Raw genomic sequence first — 18,334 nt, 5'->3', positions numbered from 1 at the left:
CGACCACGCACGGCACGACTTCCCGATTCCGGGGCGTCCACCGATGCCGCCGGCCGGACGCCCGTGCCCATCCGCGATCCCCGACCGGGACCGACCGACCTGCCGACCTGCCGTACCGCCCACCAACGGCCGGCGTGTTGTACGCGGGGGATTAACGCCGGACACGCACGATGTTGTCCCAGTGATCGCATGCGCCGATCACGGATCGGCCCGCGGCCTCGACGACCGCCCCGATCCCGCCCTCCCTCCGGACGGACGTCCGGACCGACAGCAGGAGTTGACGAAGAAGATGGCGGAGCGAGCTCGCATCGGCGTGACCGGACTGGCCGTGATGGGCCGCAACCTGGCCCGCAACTTCGCCCGACACGGGCACACCGTCGCCGTACACAACCGAACCTCGGCCAAGACCCACGCGCTAGTCGAGGAGTTCGGCGGCGAGGGCACCTTCCTACCCGCCGACACCGCCGAGGAGTTCGTCGCACTACTCGAGCCGCCCCGGCGGCTGGTGATCATGGTCAAGGCCGGCGCGCCCACCGACGCGGTGATCGACGAGTTCGCCGCACTCCTGGAACCCGGCGACATGATCGTCGACGGCGGCAACGCGCACTTCGCCGACACCCGCCGTCGCGAGGCCGCACTGCGCGAGCGCGGCATTCATTTCGTCGGCACCGGGATCTCCGGCGGCGAGGAAGGCGCCCTGCTCGGCCCGAGCATCATGCCCGGCGGCTCCCCCGAGTCGTACGCCGCGCTCGGCCCGATCCTGGAGGACATCGCCGCGAAGGTCGACGGCGTACCGTGTTGCGCGCACATGGGCCCGGACGGCGCCGGCCACTTCGTCAAGATGGTGCACAACGGCATCGAGTACGCCGACATGCAGCTCATCGCCGAGGCGTACGACCTGCTCAACCGCGCGTTGGGGATGCAACCCGACCGGATCGCCGAGGTGTTCAAGACCTGGAACTCCGGTCGGCTGGAGTCCTATCTGATCGAGATCACCGCCGAGGTGCTCGCGCACACCGACGCGGCCACCGGCAAGCCGTTCGTCGAGGTGGTCCAGGACCGCGCCGAGCAGAAGGGCACCGGCCGCTGGACCGTGCAGACCGCCCTCGACCTGGGAGTTCCGGTCAGCGGTATCGCCGAGGCGGTGTTCGCGCGATCGCTCTCCGGCCACGCCGACCTGCGCGCGGCGGCGCAGGGTCTGCCCGGACCGACCCGGAGCACGCTCGACGGGGACGACGCCGACCGCTTCGCCGACGACGTCGAACAGGCGCTGTACGCGTCCAAGATCGTGGCCTACGCGCAGGGCATCCACCAGATCCAGGCAGGCAGTGCCGAATACGACTGGTCGATCGACCCGGGTACGGTCGCCGAGATCTGGCGCGGCGGCTGCATCATCCGGGCCCGCTTCCTGAACCGGATCCGCGAGGCGTACGCGGCGGACCGAAAGCCCGACTCCCTGCTGACCGCCGAATACTTCCGCAACGCGATCTCCGGTGCCCAGGACGCGTGGCGCCGGGTGGTGGCCACCGCCGCCGAACTGGGCATCCCCACCCCGGGCTTCGCCGCCGCGCTGTCCTACTACGACGGCCTGCGCTCGCCGCGGCTGCCGGCCGCGCTGATCCAGGGTCAGCGGGACTTCTTCGGCGCGCACACCTACCGCCGGGTGGACCGCGAGGGCTCCTTCCACACCGAGTGGTCCGGCGACCGCAAGGAACACACGGTCTGACCCGAAGCCGAAGGCCGCCCCCGGCGGGGACGACACACGTCCCCGCCGACCGGCCGAGCCCGCCTTACTCCCGGTGCCCCGTACCCACGCGCGCCCGGCGCCGCCTCACTCCCAGCGCCCCGCCAACAACCGCGTCGTCGCACCGGTCAACACCCCGCGCAACTGCCGCCGCACCGGCGGAGCCAGATGCCGCAGCCACAGGTGCGCCGCCCGGTCACCCATCAACCCCGCACACAGCAACGGATCCTCGAACAGAAACGCCGGAGCGTGCCAGTTCACACACACGTCCGGATCGGGATCCACAGCCGGCACCCGACGCACGCCGACCGCGGCGAGGGCGGTCGTGCAGAGCAGACAGCAGCCGCTCGCGACATCGGTGAACTCGCCCGTCTCCAAGGGCAGTCCGAGCATTCGGGCCTGCTGGAGGCAATCCATCTCGGCGTGCAGTCCGCGCTTCGGCGAGCCCTCGAAGACCCGACGGCCGAAGCTCATCACGCAGTCCGCGCCGGGCTCGGCCGGCAGCGCCCGCCCGGAGGTGACGACCCGCGCCTCGGCGACCCGCGCCCACCCGACCCAGTCACCGGCGATCTTCGGCACGATCATCTCCGCGGGGGGCGTCTGCGCCCGGCCGCCGGAAACCTTCGGACAGTACTCGCAGTGCATGGCGCCTCCCCAGGGACGACATGCCGCAAGCTAGCGCGCGCGAGGTCGGGGTCGCCAGCACAAGACCGGCCGAAAATCACCGGAAAATCACCACTTGTGCGGCCGAAGGGACTCGAACCCTCATATCCTCTCGGACGGCAGGACCTAAACCTGCTGCGTCAACCAATTGCGCCACGGCCGCGCGCGACCGACCTGCGCGACAACGCCCCGAGGTCGACCAGGCTTCATGCTAGTGCCCGCCGCATCGAGCGGCCGGCACATATCCCCCCGCGACCAACCATCCGGCCGAGCCGGAGCCCGAGTCCGAGAGCCCGAGCCGACCCCCAGCCCGCCCCCAGCCCGAGGCGACCCCGGCCGCCCCCGAGCGATCCCCCGAGACGCCCCCTCAGCGAAGAAGCCGCCCGGTCGCCCGCCGCGCCATCGCCAACGCGCCGTCCCGAGTCGTCCCGCCCAACCCGAGCACCGTCCGCGTGCTCAGCCCCTCCAACAACGCGAGCAGCTCGGACGCCTCCGCGACCGGGTCGTCGATCACCAACACGCCCTTGTCCGCGCCCCGGACCAGGACGGTGACCAGGTCGTCCTGCCACCCCCGGTCGATCTCGTCCTGCGCGACCCGCAGTTCCGCGTTGCCGGCGGTCCGCGCCCACAGCTCCACCCACAACATCCAGCGCGGATCGCGCGGGCCGGCGGGCAGGTACAGGCCCAGGAACAGATCGAGCTTGCGGTCCGCCGGCACCCGGCGCGCGAGCAGTCGCGCGCGCTCCTCGGCCAACCGGTCCTCGCTCCAGCGCAGCGCGGCCAGCAGCAGCTGATCCTTGCTGCCGAAGTAGTACAGGATGTGCCCGCCGCTGGTGCCCAGGCGCTCCGCGAGGCCGGACATGGTCAGCTTGGCCAGGCCGTGCTCGGCAATCGCCGCTATGGCCTCCTCGAGCATCCGGTCCTGGGCGATCCGACCGTCGCTCCGCCTCGTGGCCACCACCGACACCCGCCTCTCGACCGCGCGGCCGACCCGCTCGCGCAAGGGCTCGACCCTATCCCGCCGGCGGCGTCGATCTTGAACAACAGTCAAATTCCGGTCCGATTCGTCACGAACTCTTGACACCTCGCCGACCCACAGCGCACCTTGAGTGGCGTTCAAAGTTCTTGAATGACATTCAAGCTTCCGGTCCGGCCGGCGCACGCCCTCGAAGCCGAACCGCACACCACGAAGAGGAGGTCCGGTGACCCTGCCCCACACGGACTCCGCGAGCGACACTCCGAGCGCCGCCACCAGCGCCACCCCGGCCGGCTTCGGTACGGGGGTCGCCTCCGACGAGCTCTTCCAGGTGGAGGTACACGGGATCGACCCGATCCCGGACGCCGAACGACACGGCAGTGCCAAGGATGTCTTCTGGCTCTGGTTCGGCTCGAACCTGTCCTTCACGTTCGTCATCAACGGCACCCTCGCGGTGATGTTCGGCCTGTCCTTCTGGGCCGCCATCGCCGTGGTCGTGGTCACCGGCCTGGCCTTCTTCGCGGTCGGCGCGCTCGGCTTCGCGGGCGTCCGCACCGGCACCGCGACCCTGGTCATCTCGCGCGCCGCGTTCGGCGTACACGGCAATTTCCCGGCCGGCCTGCTCAACTGGGTCGTGGGGATCGGCTACACCATCCTCAACACCGTGGTCGGCACCTTCGCCCTGGAAGGGCTGTTCGGCAAGCTCGGCTGGGCCGGCGGCGACCTCGCCCGGGTGGTCGCGCTCGCGATCACCCTCTCGCTCACCTTCGCCGTCGCGATGTGGGGCCATGCCACCGTGCAGGCCGCCGAGCGCTGGCTGGCCTACGTCCTGGGCATCGGCTTCGGCCTGCTGATCCTGTTCGTCGTACCGGGCCTGGAGACCGGGTCCGCGCCGGAGACCTCGAACAACTTCCACGCGATCTCGCTCGCCGTGCTCGTCCTGGTCGCCGGCCCGATCTCCTACCTGCCGATGCCCTCGGACTACACCCGCTATCTGCCCCGGGACACCTCGCTGCGCTCGATCACCCTGTGGGGCGCGGCCGGCGGCATGCTCTCCTCGGTGCTGCTGGGCGTGGTCGGCGTGGCCGCCGCCACCCAGGCGGACATGACCGACCCGGTGGCCGGCGTGGCCGGTCTGGTGCCCGGCTGGTTCGAGGCGCTGTTCCTGCTGCTCGTGGTGGGCGGCTCGATCACCAACTCGATCCTGACCCTGTACTCCTCCAGCCTGAATCTCCAGGTGCTCGGCATCCCGTGGTCGCGTGCCAAGGGCATCCTGGTCAGCACCGCGTTCATCCTGGTCGGCTCGTTGTGGGCGCTGTTCAACGGCAACTTCACCGACAACCTGACCAGCTTCCTGTCCGTGCTCGTGGTGGTGTTCGCGCCGTGGGGCGGCGTGTTCATCGCGGACACGCTGATGCGCCGCTGTCGCTACGACGACGCCGGACTGCACGACATGCGCGGCGGCGCGTACTGGTACACCAGGGGCTTCCATCCCGCCGGGATGATCGCGCTCGCCGCCGGCATCGTCTTCGCGTGCCTGACCGCCGAGTCCGCGCTGTGGACCGGCGCGCTGGTCGAGACCTTCGACGGCGACCTCACGCTGCTCGGCGCGGTCGTCTCCGGCGTCCTGTACTGGGCACTCGCCCGCCGCGAACCACAATTCGCCAAGCGCTGACCGACCGCGCGCGGCCCACCCGAAGACCCACCCCGCACCACGTTTCCGCACCACCCTGGAGTCACCGTGTCCCACACCGCCGATCTGGTCCTGCGCAACGCCCGCATCCACACCGTCGACCCCGACCTGCCCGAAGCCGAGGCGCTCGCCGTCCGCGCCGGCCGGATCGCCTGGGTGGGTGCGGACGCCGACGCGGCGGCCTGGATCGGCCCGGACACCACCGTGCTCGACGGCGCCGGGCGGCGGGTGCTGCCCGGCTTCATCGACGCGCACAACCACGTCCGGCTCGGCTCGGACGACGCGTGCGTGCAACTCGCCGGCGTGCGCACGCTCGCCGGCATCCACGAGCGGATCGGTGCGTGGCTGGCGGCCAACCCGGACGCCGAGTGGATCGAGGCCGAGGCGTTCGACTACTCGGCGATCCCCGACGGGCGGATGCCGCGCGCGAGCGACCTGGACCCGGTCACCGGCGACGTGCCCGCGTTCGTGCTCAGCTACGACGTGCACACCGCGTGGCTGAACAGCGCGGCGATCAAGCGCCTGGGGATCACCCGGGACAGCGACGTGCTGCCGTTCGGTCGGGTGGACAAGGACCCGGAGACGGGCGAGCCGACCGGCTTCGTCAAGGACTTCGCGATCCGCGGGCTTTCCCGCGAGGGGCACCGGGCACTGCGCGAGCTGGGCCTGCCGTGGGCCTCGGCGGACCGGCAGTACGGCCGACTGGCCAAGAGCCTGGACGACGCGATCCGGTTCGGCATCACCACCGTGGTCGAGCCGCAGAACTCGCTCGACGACCTCGCGCTGTACACCCGCGCCCGGCACGAGGGCCGACTGCGCTCGCGCATCGTGGCGGCGCTGTTCCACCCGCGCGGCACCACCGCCGCGGACCTGGACGAGTTCGCCGAGGCGGCCCGGGCGCACAACGACGACCGGCTGCGGGTGGGCCCGCTCAAGCTGTACATCGACGACGTGGTCGAGCCGCGCACGGCCGCGCTCCTGGAGCCGTACCGCGGCTGCGCGCACCACCGGGGCGAGACGTTCTACCCGGCCGAGGAGTTCGCCGGCCTGCTCGCCGAGTTGGACGGCCGGGGCTTCCAGTGTTTCGTGCACGCCACCGGCGACCGGGGCATCCGCACCGTCCTGGACGCGGTCGAGCACGCCCGTACGGTCAACGGCGCACGCGACGCGCGCCACCAGGTCGTGCACGTGGAGTGCCTGGACCCGGCGGACGTGTCGCGCTTCGCCGAACTGGGCGTGGTCGCGTGCATGCAGCCGCGGCACTGCGCGCCGGAGATCGCCGGGCCCGGTCAGGACTGGGCCGAGAACGTCGGCGAGGAGCGCTGGCACAAGGCGTGGCCGATGCGGAGCCTGCATGCCGCGGGCGCCGTGCTGGCGCTGTCCAGCGACTGGAACGTGGCCGAGATGGACCCGATGGTCGGCGTGTACACCGCGCTCACCCGGGCACCGCTGGCCGGCGGCCCGTCCTGGATCCCGACCGAGACGCTCGACATCGAGACCACCGTGCACGGCTACACGATGGGCTCGGCGTACGCGAACTTTTTGGAGCACGAGCGCGGTTCGCTCACCGTCGGCAAGCTCGCCGACTTCGTCGTGCTCTCCCGCGACATCATGGGCATCGCGCCGGCCGACATCCCCGGCACGGTCTGCGAGATCGTCGCGGTCGGCGGTGAGGTCGTGCACACCGCATAACGTCGTCGGTCGGGATCACCGCTGCGCGGCGACCAGTTCCCGGGCCTCCTCGACCGTCTCCACCGCCGGTGGCGAACCCATCAGCGGCTTGCGGGCCGTCTCGGCCATCGTGAGCGCGGCGGCCAGGCCGACGGCCGCCGCGAGCATCATGTAGAAGGCCGGCATGTAGTCGTTGCCCGTCCCGTCGACCAGCGCCTCGGCCACGAACGGGGTGGTGCCGCCGAACAGCGAGACCGAGATGTTGAACGAGACGGACAGCGCCCCGGAGCGGATCTCGGTCGGGAACAGGGCGGGCAACGCGGCGGACATGGTGGCCAGGAAGCAGACCAGGACCAGGCCCAGGATGAGCAGGCCGATGAAGATCGGTACCAGGTCGCCCTGCTTGATCAGCACGAAGCACGGGATCGGCAGCACCATGAAGCCCACGCACCCGGCGATGATCACCGGCTTGCGGCCGATCCGGTCGGTCAGCCCGCCCAGCGGGTGGATCACCGCGAGCAGCACGATCATCACCACGACGATCTGCAGCAGGCCGTGCGTCTCGTTGTAGCCGAGGGTGTCGGAGAGATAGGTCGGCATGTACGACAGCAGCATGTAGTCGTTGATGTTGTACGCCGCGACCAGCGCGATACAGATGACCATCGCCCGCCGTTGCCCGAGGAAGATCCGCTTGAACTCGCGCACCGTCTCGTTCCCGTGCTCGCCCCCCTCCGCTTCCGCCTCGGTCGCGGCCGACTGCTCCATCACCTTCGCGAACGCCGGCGACTCCTCCAGCCGCAGCCGCAGGTACAGCCCGATCACCCCGATCGGGCCCGCCACCAGAAACGGGATGCGCCACCCCCACGTGCGCATCTCGTGGTCGCTGAGCACCGCCGTCAGCAGGGTGACCAGGCTCGCCGCCAGGATGTAGCCGATCAGCGTGCCGAACTCCAGGAAGCTGCCGTAGAACCCGCGCCGCTTGTCCGGCGCGTACTCGGCGATGAACGTACTCGCGCCGCCGTACTCGCCGCCCGCCGAGAATCCCTGGAGCATCCGGAACAGGACCAGCAGGATCGGCGCGACGAAGCCGATCGTGCCGTAGCTGGGGATCAGGCCGATGCACAACGTGCCGCTCGCCATCATCAGCATCGTGATCGCGAGCACCTTCTTGCGCCCGATCCGGTCGCCGAGCGGCCCGAAGAAGAAGCCGCCGAGCGGCCGGACCAGGAAGGCCGCGGCGAAGGTCGCGAACGAGGACAACGTCTGCGCGGTGTCGTTTCCCGAAGGGAAGAACACCTTTCCGATCGTGACCGCCATGTAGGCGTAGATGCCGAAGTCGTACCACTCCATGGCATTGCCGAGCATGGTCGCCTTGACCGCGGTGTCCACGGTCTTGGCGTCGACGACCGTGATGTCTTCCTCGCGCACCTGTCTCCCTCGTCCTGGAACCACCCCCGCGCTCCAGGTTGGGGCAGGTGGTCACGCGAAAGGGGGCACGACACAGGCTTCCACGCAAAAAGCCCCGATCCACCCGAAGATCGGGCGAATCGGGGCTCGTGGACCCCCGAGCGGAGCGGAGTGTGCCCTCAGGCCGCGTCGAGCTTGAGGTCCTTGATCAGCTTGGCCACGTGGCCGGTCGCGCGGACGTTGTACAGCGCCCGCTCCACCTTGCCGTTCTCGTCCACCACGAACGTCGAGCGGATCACGCCCTTGACCGTCTTGCCGTACATGGTCTTCTCGCCGAAGGCGCCGTACGCCTCCAGCGTGCTCTTGTCCGGGTCGGCGACCAGCGTCACCGTGAGGTTCTCCTTCTCCCGGAACTTGCCGAGCTTCTCCGGCTTGTCCGGCGAGATGCCGACCACGTCGTAGCCCGCGCCCGCGAGCAGGTCCAGGTTGTCGGTGAAGTCGCACGCCTGCTTGGTGCAGCCCGGGGTCAGCGCGGCCGGGTAGAAGTACACGATGACCTTGCGGCCCGCGTAGTCGGACAGCGAGACGTCCTTGCCGTCGGCGTCGGACAGGGTGAAGGCGGGGGCGGTGTCGCCCGCCTGAAGACGGTCGCTCACGAAGAACTCCTCGGATCGCTCGGCACGTACGCCGCAACGCTAGCGCTGCGGTCGGACCCGTCCGGGCCCGGAGCCGCTCGGCACGCACGCGCGTCCCACCGGCGCGTCATTCGTCAACGCGAGGCAAAGAAGCATGCGCGCGCCCCTCTGTTGCCACCATCACCCAATTGCGAGGCTTTTGCAGTTGCGGCCGAAGGCCATAAAATCCCACAGCCGAATCCGGCATTTCGGGAGGGCCACATGCACATACCCAACGGGTTCATCGACGGCCCCGTATCCGCGGGAGCGGGCGTCGTCGCGGTCGCCGGGATCGCCGTCGGCCTGCGTGGCGCACGTCGCGAGCTGGACGAACGCACCGCGCCCCTGGCCGGCCTGGTCGCGGCCTTCGTCTTCGCCGTCCAGATGCTCAACTTTCCGGTCGCCGGCGGGACCAGCGGCCACCTGCTCGGCGGCACCCTGGCCGCGATCCTGGTCGGCCCGTACACCGGCATGTTGTGCGTGGCGGTGGTGCTGCTGATGCAGGGTCTGTTCTTCGCCGACGGCGGCCTGACCGCGCTCGGCCTGAACATCACCATCATGGGCATCGTGACCGTCGTGGTCGGCTACGGGCTCTTCCGCCTGGCGCTGGGCCTGCTGCCCGTGCGGCACTCGTCCGTACCCGTGGCCGCGTTCGTCGGCGCGCTGGTGTCGGTACCGGCCGCCGCCTGCGTGTTCACCGCGTTCTACGCGATCGGCGGGACCACCGACGTGTCGATCGGCAAGGTGGCCGGCGCGATGATCGGCGTGCACGTCCTGATCGGCATCGGCGAGGCGATCATCACCGCGGCCACCGTCTCCAGCGTGCTCGCGGTGCGACCCGACCTCGTCCACGGCGCGCGCGGCCTCGCGCGCCCGCTCGAACTGCGCTCGGCAGGGGGACCCCGATGACCCGCGTCCGTACCCGCACGTTGCTGATCGCGGGCGTCCTGCTCGCCCTGGTGCTGGCCGGCTTCGTCAGCTACTACGCGAGCCAGAGCCCGGACGGCCTGGAGAAGGTGTCCGCCGACAAGGGCATCGACACCAAGGAGCGGGACCACCAGTTCAAGGACGGCCCACTGGCCGACTACAGCGTCAAGGGGGTGCACAACGAGCGGCTCTCCGGCGGCCTGGCCGGCGTGATCGGCGTCGGCGCCACGCTGCTGGTGGGCACCGGCGTGTTCTGGTTGGTCCGCAAGCGCTCCACCGGCACCGACCCGGCGACCGCGCGCACGGCCGACTCCGCCGCCGGTTCCGGGGCCTGACCATGGCGGCGGGACACGGACATCGGCTCCACCGACCCGGCGACTCGCCGATCCACCGGCTGCCGCCGCACTGCAAGCTCCTCGCGCTGGTCGGTTTCGTGGTGGCCACGGTGTCCACACCCCGGGATGCCTACTGGGCTTTCGCCGGGTACGCCGTGCTGCTCGCCGCGGTCGCCGCGCTCGCCCGGGTGCCCGCCGGATTCCTGCTGCGTCGCCTGCTGGTCGAGCTGCCGTTCGTGGGCTTCGCCGTACTGTTGCCGTTCGTCGCGAACGGGCCGCACGTCGAGGTGCTGGGCCTGTCGCTCAGCCGGGACGGCCTGCTCGGCGCCTGGAACATCATGGCCAAGGGCACCCTGGGGGTGGTCGCGGGCGTGTTGCTCGCGGCCACCACCGAACTGCGCGCCCTGCTCCTGGGCCTGCAGAAGTTGCGGATGCCGCCGCTGCTGATCCAGATCATGTCGTTCATGCTGCGCTACGGCGCGGTGATCACCGCCGAGATGGGCCGGATGCGGATCGCCCGCGAATCGCGCGGCTTCCTCGCGCGCGACCTGCGCCAGACCCCGGTGGTGGCCAAGTCCGCCGGCGCGCTGTTCATCCGCTCCTATGAGCGCGGCGAACGGGTGCACCTGGCGATGCTCAGCCGGGGTTACACCGGGACCATGCCGGTGCTCCTGGACACCCGGGCCACCCGCGCCCAGTGGGCCGCCGCCGCGGCACTGCCGGCGGCGGCGCTCGCGGTGTGGGCGGCGGCGCTGACCCTGTGAGGCGCCGACCCGATGTGCCGACCGACGGCGCCGACCCGATGAACGGAGTCCCCAGGTGAGTGACACCCCGGCCACCGCCCCCTCGCTGGTCGTCCGCGGCCTCGCCTACGCCTACCCCGACGGCCACCAGGCGCTGTACGGCGTCGACCTGACCATCGCGCGCGGCGAACGGGTCGCGCTGCTGGGCCCCAACGGCGCCGGCAAGACCACCCTGGTGCTGCACCTCAACGGCATCCTGACCGCCGGGGCCGGCACCGTCGAGGTGGCCGGTCTGCCGGTGGCGAAGGAGCATCTGCGCGAGATCCGCCGCCGGGTCGGCATCGTCTTCCAGGACCCGGACGACCAGCTCTTCATGCCCACCGTCCGCGAGGACGTCGCGTTCGGCCCGGCCAACCTGGGCCTGCGCGGCGCCGCGCTGGAGGAGCGCGTACAGGACGCGCTGGCCCGGGTGGGCATGGCCGGCTTCGCCGATCGGCCGCCGCACCACCTCAGCTACGGCCAGCGCCGCCGGGTCGCGGTGGCCACGGTGCTCGCGATGGAGCCGGAGATCCTGGTCCTGGACGAGCCGTCCTCGAACCTGGACCCGGCGAGCCGGCGCGAACTGGCCGAGGTACTCCGTTCGCTCGATGTCACCGTACTGATGGTGACCCACGACCTGCCCTACGCGTTGGAACTGTGTCCGCGCGCGACGGTGCTGGCGGGCGGCGTCGTGGTCGCCGACGGCGGCACCCGCGAGCTGCTCCTGGATCGCGACCTGATGGCCGCCCACCGACTGGAACTGCCGTACGGGTTCGACCCGTCGTCGGTCCCGGCCTGACCGCTCCCGGGCCGCCCGCCGGCGCCACGACACCCGGTTGACACGGGTGCGGGGATGTACCTGACAGACTTGGGGAACACACGAGCGCAGGGGCCGGAGAGGACGGGTTGTGAGCGACCACGGGCGGGAACTGTCTCCGGCGGAGTTGGAGCGGGAAGGCCGGGCGGCGTTGGGCCGTCCGGTGACGGCACACGCTGAGCGGAGTCGGGTGGAGTCGGTGAACGGTGCGCACAAGGCTGACGTTTCGAACGCCGAGCACAAGGACGGGAAGGCCGCCGACAAGCACACCGGCGGCGACCAGCCGGACCGGCGCTCGCCGCAGCAGATCGAGCGGGACATCGAGGCGGCCCGGGCCAGCCTGGCGGTGACGCTGGACGAGATCGTCGACCGGGTGAAGCCGGCCAACGTCGCGGCGCGCGCGAAGGACAAGGTGCGGGCCCAGTTCATCGACAGCGACACGGGCGCGCCGCGCAAGGAGCGCATCGTGCCGCTCGCGGGTGGGGTGGCGGGGCTGCTCCTGCTGGTCGTCCTGGTGAAGAGCCGGGGCAAGGCGGACAAGAACGTCAAGCCCGGCAAGGGCAAGAAGAAGCGCTGAGCCCGGCCGCGTCGACCCCGGGCACGTCCGCCGGGTCCGGTCCGGGACCGGACCCGGGCCCGGCCGAGGCCGAATCGACGCCGAACGGATCGGAACACCACACCTCCCGGTGACGCACGTTCGGCGTCGGACGGGTAGCTTGTCGAAGCGTGAGTTCCGACAGGTCCCAGTCTTCGAGCAACACCGCCCACCATCTCGGCGAGAAGCTGCCCATCCGCATGCTGCACGACCGTGTCCTGGTCCGCCAGGACGCGGCGGAGGGTGAGCGCCGCTCCGGCGGCGGCATCCTGATCCCCGCGACCGCACAGGTCGGCAAGCGGCTGGCGTGGGCCGAGGTGGTCGCGGTCGGCCAGAACGTCCGCACCGTCGAACCGGGCGATCGTGTCCTGTACGACCCCGAGGAGCGCGCCGAGGTCGAGGTGCGCGGCGTCCCGTACGTCCTGCTCCGCGAACGCGATCTGCACGCGGTCGCCGCCGAGCGCATCGAGGTCTCGGGCGAGGCCACCGGCCTCTACCTCTAGAACAAGGCCCGGTACCCCGCCCCAGCCCTGGGAACGACCACCGCACGGGCGCCACGAGAGCACCGCCGCATGACCGCCGAGAGATCTCCGAACAGCCGTACCGCCGGGTGGTGAGCCGACTCGCCACCCGGCGGTTTTGTCCTCCGGCGGCGCTTTCGCACGCCCGGAACGCACCCACTCGCACCGAGCGACTCACCCCTTGGGATGAACTCTTCTGCCAGGATGACCCGATCCGCACGAAGAGCCGGCCATGAGGAGAGGGACAGATGCCGCGACGTCGGATCTGGATAGCGGCGCTGTGCGCGGTCGCGCTGATGGGTTTCCTGGGCGGCGGCCTGGTCGGGGTGTTCGGCGGCGGCGACGGCAAGGCCGCCGGCGCGTCGGCGACCACGCCCGGCCCGAGCGGCTCCTCCCCGAGCCCGCCCGCCGCGGTCGCGGCGCAGATAACCACGGCGCCGCCGACCACCGCCGCGCCGACCTCGGCGTCACCGTCGCCGTCCAAGAGCGCGTCCGCCAAGCCGGTCCTGGCCTCGGGCAAGCGCTACGTGCTGACCCTGGCGGACGGCCGGGCGATGGACGTGAGCGGCGGCAGCGACCGGGATCGCGCACCGGTGATCGTGTACCCGGCGGGGCCGGGCAAGGCGAACCAGCAATGGGTGGTGCGCGACGCCGGCGGCGGTTTCGTCCGGTTGCAGTCGGCGGACTCGCACAAGTGCCTGGAGGTGGCGGACGGTCGAGGGGCCCGGGCCTATCAGGACGACTGCGGCCGCGGCGACACCCAGTTGTGGAAGCCGCAGACCAGTGGCTCCGGGGTGGTGCTGCTCGCCCGCAACGGCTCCGCGCTGGGGCTGGCCGACCAGGTCAAGGGCCAACAGAGTCTGGCCCTGGTGCCGGCCGGCTCGGGAGCGGTCTGGCAGGCCGGCGCCGCGTGACCGGGCGCCGGACGGCAGGCCGGAATCGGCCGAGCCGCGCCGGCGATCGAACATGCCGAGGGACCGCCCGGGCCGGGCGGCGCCTGGGTGGTTCGCCCGGCCCGAACGGCGTCAGCCGCCGTTGAAGCCCTTCGAGACACGCGCGCCCAGGTCGGCGTCGACCTTCGTCCAGTAATCGATCACCCGGGGCAGCACCTCGGCGCTCACCGGCCCATCGCTCTTCATGTGCCCGACGATGTTGGCGACCAGGTGCTCCCGGTCCGTCTCGGACATCACGTGGCGCCACAGCGTGCCGGGCTGACCGAAGTCGTCGTCCTCGGCGTGCGGCCTGTAGGCGGAGCGCATGATCTCGCCGGTGACCGCGTAGTTCTCGTCCGTGTACAACTCCGGATTCGCCACCGGGCCGCCGTAGCTGTTCGGCGCGTACACCGGGTCGCCGTAGTTCTCGAACCGCATCGCGCCGTCCTTGTTGTACGAGTGGACCGGCACGATCGGGCGGTTGATCGGCAGCTGGAGGTAGTTCGGGCCGATCCGGTAGCGGTGCGTGTCCGGGTAGCTGAACAACCGGCCCTGGAGCATCTTGTCCGGGCTCGCGCCGATCCCGGGCACCAGGTTGGCCGGTTCGAACGAGGCCTGCTCGACCTCGGCGAAGTAGTCCGAGGGGTTGCGGTTCAAGGTCATCCGGCCGACCTCGATCAGCGGGTAGTCGCCGTGCGGCCACACCTTGGTCAGGTCGAACGGGTTGAACCGGTAGTTCGCGGCGTCCTCGAACGGCATCACCTGTACGTGCAGCGTCCAGGACGGGTGGTCGCCGCCGGTGATCGCGTCGCGCAGGTCGCGGATGTGGAAGTCGCGGTCCTCGCCGGCCTGCGCGGCGGCCTCGGCGTCGGTGAAGTTCTCGATGCCCTGGTCAGTCAGGAAGTGGTACTTGATCCAGAAATTCTCGCCGCCGGCGTTGACCCACATGAAGGTGTGGCTGCCGAAGCCGTGCATGTTGCGCCACGTCCTCGGGGTGCCCCGGTCGGACATCAGGAAGGTGACCTGGTGCGCGGACTCGGGCGAGAGCGTCCAGAAGTCCCACTGCATGTTGTGGTCGTGCAGGTGGGTGTCCGACCGGCGCTTCTGCGAGTGGATGAAGTCGGAGAACTTGCTCGGATCCCGGATGAAGAAGATCGGCGTGTTGTTGCCGACCAGGTCGTAGTTCCCGTGCCGGGTGTAGAACTTGATCGCGAAGCCGCGCGGGTCGCGCACGGTGTCGGGGAACCCGAGCTCACCGGCGACCGTCGAGAAGCGGATGAACATCGGCGTCTCGCGACCGGGCTGGAACAGGTCCGCCTTGGTGAATTGGCTGACGTCCCGGGTGACCTGGAAGATCCCGTGGGCGCCGCCCCCCTTCGCGTGCACCACCCGCTCCGGCACCCGCTCACGGTTGAACTGCGCCATCTTCTGGATGACGTAGTGGTCCTGGAGCAGCAACGGGCCGTCGGGTCCGACGGAGAGCGAGAACTCGTCGCTCGGGGCCGCGATACCCGCGTCGGTCGTGGTGGTCGGGCGTTCGGTCATCGCCAGTGTCCCTTTCGTGTGGTTCACGTGCCGGGTCTTGGAGCGCCGATTCCAACCTGGGTCCGAAATTGGAATGGGTCAAGACCTGTATGGCATCCAGTCCATGATCTTTCCGACTGTCCTTTATGCCCCGTGTGATCGTCTGCACGCCTGAGCCCTGGAACAGCGCGCAGTGCCCGCGGGTTGCAACTCAAAGCACCGGAGCGCAATCGGGTGGGCGGGAAACGGGCGAGAAAGAGGGACGCGGAGTGGACGCTGTGAAGTTGTCGGTACTGGACGTGGCGCCGGTGGGAACCGGGTACTCGGCGACCGAGGCGCTGCGTACGAGCACCGAGTTGGCGAAGCTGGCCGAGCGATGGGGATTCCACCGGTTCTGGGTGGCGGAACACCACAACATGCCCGGCATCGCCAGTTCGTCGCCGCCGGTGCTGCTCGCCCACCTGGCCGCGCACACCTCGACCCTGCGGCTGGGCTCGGGCGGCGTGATGTTGCCCAACCACGCGCCGCTCGTGGTCGCCGAGCAGTTCGGCACGCTCCAAGCGCTGCATCCCGGGCGGATCGACATCGGCATCGGCCGGGCCCCGGGCACCGATCAGGTCACCATGCGCGCGCTGCGGCGCGGCGGCGGGGCCGAGTCGGTCGAGGAGTTCCCGCAGGCGCTCGGCGAGCTGATCGGGTTCGTCACCGGGTCGTTCGCGGCGGACCACCCGTACGCGCGGATGCACGCGGTGCCCGGTCCCGCGTCCGGGATCGAGGCGGGAGGCGAGTTCGCGTCCGCCGAGGCACCGGTGTGGCTGCTGGGGTCCAGCGGCTACAGCGCGCAGTTGGCCGGGATCCTGGGCCTGCCGTTCGCGTTCGCGCATCACTTCAGCGGGCAGCACACGCTGCCCGCGCTCGAGTTGTACCGCGAGTCGTTCCAGCCCTCCGAGTCGCTCAAGGAGCCGTACTCGATGATCGCGGCCGGGGTGATCGCGGCCGACACGCACGAGGAGGCCGAGCGGCTCGCGTTGTCCCAGGCGTTGTCGATGTTGCGGCTGCGCGGCGGCAACCCCGGTCGGATGCCGTCGCCGGAGGAGGCCGAGGCCTACCCGTGGACGCCCGCCGAGCGGGAGTTCGTGGCGAACTACCGGCGCCAGCACATCTCGGGCGACCTGGCCGAGGTGCGGGCCGGCATGCGCGAACTGCGCGAGCGCACCAAGGTGGACGAGTTGATGGTGATCAGCAACGTATACGGCCACGACGCGCGGATCCGCTCGTACGAGCTGATCGCAAAGGCGTGGGGACTGATCGAGGAGTGAGCGGCACCGGCCGGGTCGTGGGGGCGACCCGGCCGGTATCGGTGGCCTTCCCCGAAGGGCCCGGCCCGCCGCGGCGTGGTTCGCGTCGGGCGGCCCGAAGTCGCGCCGTTCACCGCACCGTGACGCCGATCCGGTGGTAGCCGGTCGCGCCGTCGGGGACCACGTCGGCGTTCTTGGCGGTCTGTACCGCGCCGGTGCCGTCCGTGGCCCGCACCCGCAGTACGTGCCTGCCCGGCGTCGCGTCCCACATCCAGCGGTATTGGCGCCAGGTGTCGGTGGTGGTCTGCGGCGCGAGCTCGGCGGGCTGCCACGGGCCCTCGTCGACTTGGATCTCGACCGCGGCGATGCCCCGGTGTTGCGCCCACGCGACGCCGGCGACCGGAACCCGGCCGGCGTTCACGGTGCCCTCGTCCCTGGGCGTGTCCAGCCGCGACTGGGTCTTGATCGGGGCCTGCCGGGCCCAGCCGAGCTTGACCCAGTAGGCGCTGAACGCGTCGAACCGGGTCACCTCCAAGTCCACGATCCACTTGCACGCGGACACGTAGCCGTACAGTCCCGGAACCACCATCCGGACCGGGAAGCCGTGCTTGATCGGCAGCGGCTCGCCGTTCATCGCGTACGCCAGCATCGCGTCACGCCCGTCGAGCACCTCGCGCAGCGGCGTGCCGATCGTCATGCCGTCCGGCGATCTGGAGACGATCTGATCGGCACCGGGCCGGATTCCCGCCTCGCGCAGCAGGTCGGCCAGTGGGGTGCCCAGCCAGCGGGCGTTGCCGATCAGGTCGCCGCCGACCTCGTTGGACACGCAGGCCAGCGTGATGTCCCGCTCGATCGCGAGGCGGGCCCGCAACTGCGGGTAGTCCAGCCGGATTTCCCGGTCCACCAGGCCGTGGATACGCAACTGCCAGTCCTCGGCCCGAAGCTGCGGCACGGTGAACGCGGTGTCGATCCGGTAGAAGTCGGCGTTCGAGGTCAGGTACGGGGTCAGGCCGGGCTCGATCAGGCCGGGGCCGGCCGGCGCGGCCGCGCTGATCGGCGCGGGCAGGTTCCCCGCGACGGACGCGCGGGACCGCTCCGCGTTGAACCGGGCGTGCTGGAGCATCCGTCCGCCGAACCCGGTCACCGCGGCGACCGCGGCGGCGCCGACCAGGATCACCGTACGGCGCGAGGTGTCCGGGGCCGGTTCGCGCACGTCGTCCTCGGACGCGCCCGGCAGCGGGCGGGCGAGCGGGCGTCGGTCGACCAGGTCGGGCCGGGTCGACAGGATCAGCGCGAGCATCCCGAACAGCGTGCCGACCAGCACCGGGGCCAGGTCGGCGGGTGTGTACGAGGGGCGGTCGACGGCGGTCCAGGCCACGAAGGCACCGAGCGCGAGCACGCCGACGATCCCGTAGCGCAGCCGCCGGGTGGCGAGCACACCGAGTCCGGCGGCGAACAGCGCGAGCAGCACGGTGATCACGGTCAGCAGGAACGCCTTGTCCGCGGTCCCGAAGGTGCGGATCGCCCATTCGCGCGGCCCCTGCGGCGCCCGGTCGGTGACCGCGCCGCTGATCGTCACGAACGGTGTGGCCTCCGGTCGCACGAACGCCGCGATCGCCTCGGCCACGCCGACCGCCACGGCCGCCGAGAGCACGCCCGCCAACGCGGCACCGGGCCATCCAGAACGCCGCACGACGCCACCTCACGCTCGGGAAAATCGGTTCGCGGAACAGTTCCTCCATCCTGACCCGCACGTGTCCTGGACGGGGGAATCC

At 70.8% G+C, this 18,334-nt stretch carries 15 protein-coding genes, 1 tRNA gene and 1 pseudogene; 10 read left to right on the top strand and 7 right to left on the bottom strand.

Annotated elements, in window-relative coordinates; all coding sequences use genetic code 11:
• Window positions 1–289: 289 nt before the first annotated feature.
• A complete protein-coding gene (gndA, locus tag ACIRL2_RS22375) occupies window positions 290–1,726 on the top strand; it encodes an NADP-dependent phosphogluconate dehydrogenase (RefSeq protein WP_395863279.1) in 1,437 nt (478 codons plus the stop codon).
• Between the two features lie 105 nt (window positions 1,727–1,831).
• Here gndA and ACIRL2_RS22370 read toward each other — a convergent pair whose 3' ends face one another.
• From ACIRL2_RS22370 to ACIRL2_RS22360, 3 genes are all read right to left on the bottom strand, one after another.
• On the bottom strand, window positions 1,832–2,323 hold the full coding sequence (locus ACIRL2_RS22370; RefSeq protein WP_402234148.1) for a hypothetical protein: 492 nt from the start codon (window positions 2,321–2,323) through the stop codon (window positions 1,832–1,834).
• A gap of 163 nt (window positions 2,324–2,486) precedes the next feature.
• A tRNA-Leu gene (locus tag ACIRL2_RS22365) sits at window positions 2,487–2,570 on the bottom strand.
• Window positions 2,571–2,774: 204 nt separating this feature from the next.
• Window positions 2,775–3,410 carry a TetR/AcrR family transcriptional regulator gene (locus ACIRL2_RS22360; RefSeq protein ID WP_402234146.1) on the bottom strand — a complete coding sequence of 212 codons (636 nt, stop codon included), beginning with the start codon at window positions 3,408–3,410 and terminating at the stop codon, window positions 2,775–2,777.
• 199 nt (window positions 3,411–3,609) lie between these two features.
• Between ACIRL2_RS22360 and ACIRL2_RS22355 the strand changes: the two genes are divergently transcribed.
• Both ACIRL2_RS22355 and ACIRL2_RS22350 read left to right on the top strand, forming a co-directional pair.
• Window positions 3,610–5,058, top strand: a complete 1,449-nt coding sequence (locus tag ACIRL2_RS22355; RefSeq protein ID WP_402234144.1) for a purine-cytosine permease family protein — start codon at window positions 3,610–3,612, stop codon at window positions 5,056–5,058.
• Between the two features lie 66 nt (window positions 5,059–5,124).
• Entirely contained in the window at window positions 5,125–6,768 is a 1,644-nt protein-coding gene (locus tag ACIRL2_RS22350) for an amidohydrolase (RefSeq protein WP_395863286.1), read from the top strand.
• Between the two features lie 15 nt (window positions 6,769–6,783).
• On the opposite strand, the gene proP is transcribed toward ACIRL2_RS22350, so the two are convergent.
• Both proP and bcp read right to left on the bottom strand, forming a co-directional pair.
• On the bottom strand, window positions 6,784–8,199 hold the full coding sequence (proP, locus tag ACIRL2_RS22345) for a glycine betaine/L-proline transporter ProP (RefSeq protein ID WP_395863288.1): 1,416 nt from the start codon (window positions 8,197–8,199) through the stop codon (window positions 6,784–6,786).
• Window positions 8,200–8,333: 134 nt separating this feature from the next.
• Window positions 8,334–8,810, bottom strand: coding sequence for a thioredoxin-dependent thiol peroxidase (bcp, locus tag ACIRL2_RS22340; RefSeq protein ID WP_395863290.1), 477 nt, complete (start codon window positions 8,808–8,810; stop codon window positions 8,334–8,336).
• A 240-nt stretch (window positions 8,811–9,050) separates the two neighbouring features.
• Between bcp and ACIRL2_RS22335 the strand changes: the two are divergent.
• From ACIRL2_RS22335 to ACIRL2_RS22310, 6 genes and pseudogenes are all read left to right on the top strand, one after another.
• Window positions 9,051–10,090 (top strand): annotated as a pseudogene (locus tag ACIRL2_RS22335) (energy-coupling factor ABC transporter permease).
• A 2-nt stretch (window positions 10,091–10,092) separates the two neighbouring features.
• The gene (gene cbiQ / locus ACIRL2_RS22330) at window positions 10,093–10,854 is read left to right on the top strand and encodes a cobalt ECF transporter T component CbiQ (RefSeq protein WP_395863292.1); all 762 of its coding nucleotides are present in this window, start codon (window positions 10,093–10,095) and stop codon (window positions 10,852–10,854) included.
• 55 nt (window positions 10,855–10,909) lie between these two features.
• Window positions 10,910–11,671 (top strand): energy-coupling factor ABC transporter ATP-binding protein, encoded by a 762-nt coding sequence (locus ACIRL2_RS22325; RefSeq protein ID WP_395863294.1) that lies wholly within the window; start codon window positions 10,910–10,912, stop codon window positions 11,669–11,671.
• A 109-nt stretch (window positions 11,672–11,780) separates the two neighbouring features.
• A complete protein-coding gene (locus tag ACIRL2_RS22320; RefSeq protein ID WP_395863296.1) occupies window positions 11,781–12,266 on the top strand; it encodes a DUF3618 domain-containing protein in 486 nt (161 codons plus the stop codon).
• Between the two features lie 218 nt (window positions 12,267–12,484).
• Entirely contained in the window at window positions 12,485–12,787 is a 303-nt protein-coding gene (locus ACIRL2_RS22315; protein ID WP_052173837.1) for a co-chaperone GroES, read from the top strand.
• Between the two features lie 266 nt (window positions 12,788–13,053).
• Window positions 13,054–13,719, top strand: a complete 666-nt coding sequence (locus ACIRL2_RS22310) for an RICIN domain-containing protein (RefSeq protein WP_402234140.1) — start codon at window positions 13,054–13,056, stop codon at window positions 13,717–13,719.
• 111 nt (window positions 13,720–13,830) lie between these two features.
• Here the strand turns inward: ACIRL2_RS22310 and ACIRL2_RS22305 are convergent, their stop codons facing one another.
• Entirely contained in the window at window positions 13,831–15,282 is a 1,452-nt protein-coding gene (locus tag ACIRL2_RS22305) for a catalase (protein WP_402234139.1), read from the bottom strand.
• 257 nt (window positions 15,283–15,539) lie between these two features.
• On the opposite strand from ACIRL2_RS22305, the gene ACIRL2_RS22300 reads away from it, so the two are divergent.
• Window positions 15,540–16,580 (top strand): LLM class flavin-dependent oxidoreductase, encoded by a 1,041-nt coding sequence (locus ACIRL2_RS22300; RefSeq protein ID WP_395863478.1) that lies wholly within the window; start codon window positions 15,540–15,542, stop codon window positions 16,578–16,580.
• 109 nt (window positions 16,581–16,689) lie between these two features.
• On the opposite strand, the gene ACIRL2_RS22295 is transcribed toward ACIRL2_RS22300, so the two are convergent.
• On the bottom strand, window positions 16,690–18,252 hold the full coding sequence (locus ACIRL2_RS22295) for a molybdopterin-dependent oxidoreductase (RefSeq protein WP_402234137.1): 1,563 nt from the start codon (window positions 18,250–18,252) through the stop codon (window positions 16,690–16,692).
• Between the last annotated feature and the right edge of the window lie 82 nt (window positions 18,253–18,334).

The organism is Embleya sp. NPDC127516 (genome assembly GCF_044765325.1).
GTDB lineage: Bacteria > Actinomycetota > Actinomycetes > Streptomycetales > Streptomycetaceae > Embleya.
Note: the sequence above shows the minus strand (reverse complement) of the source record. Positions and strands in the feature narration are given on the sequence as shown.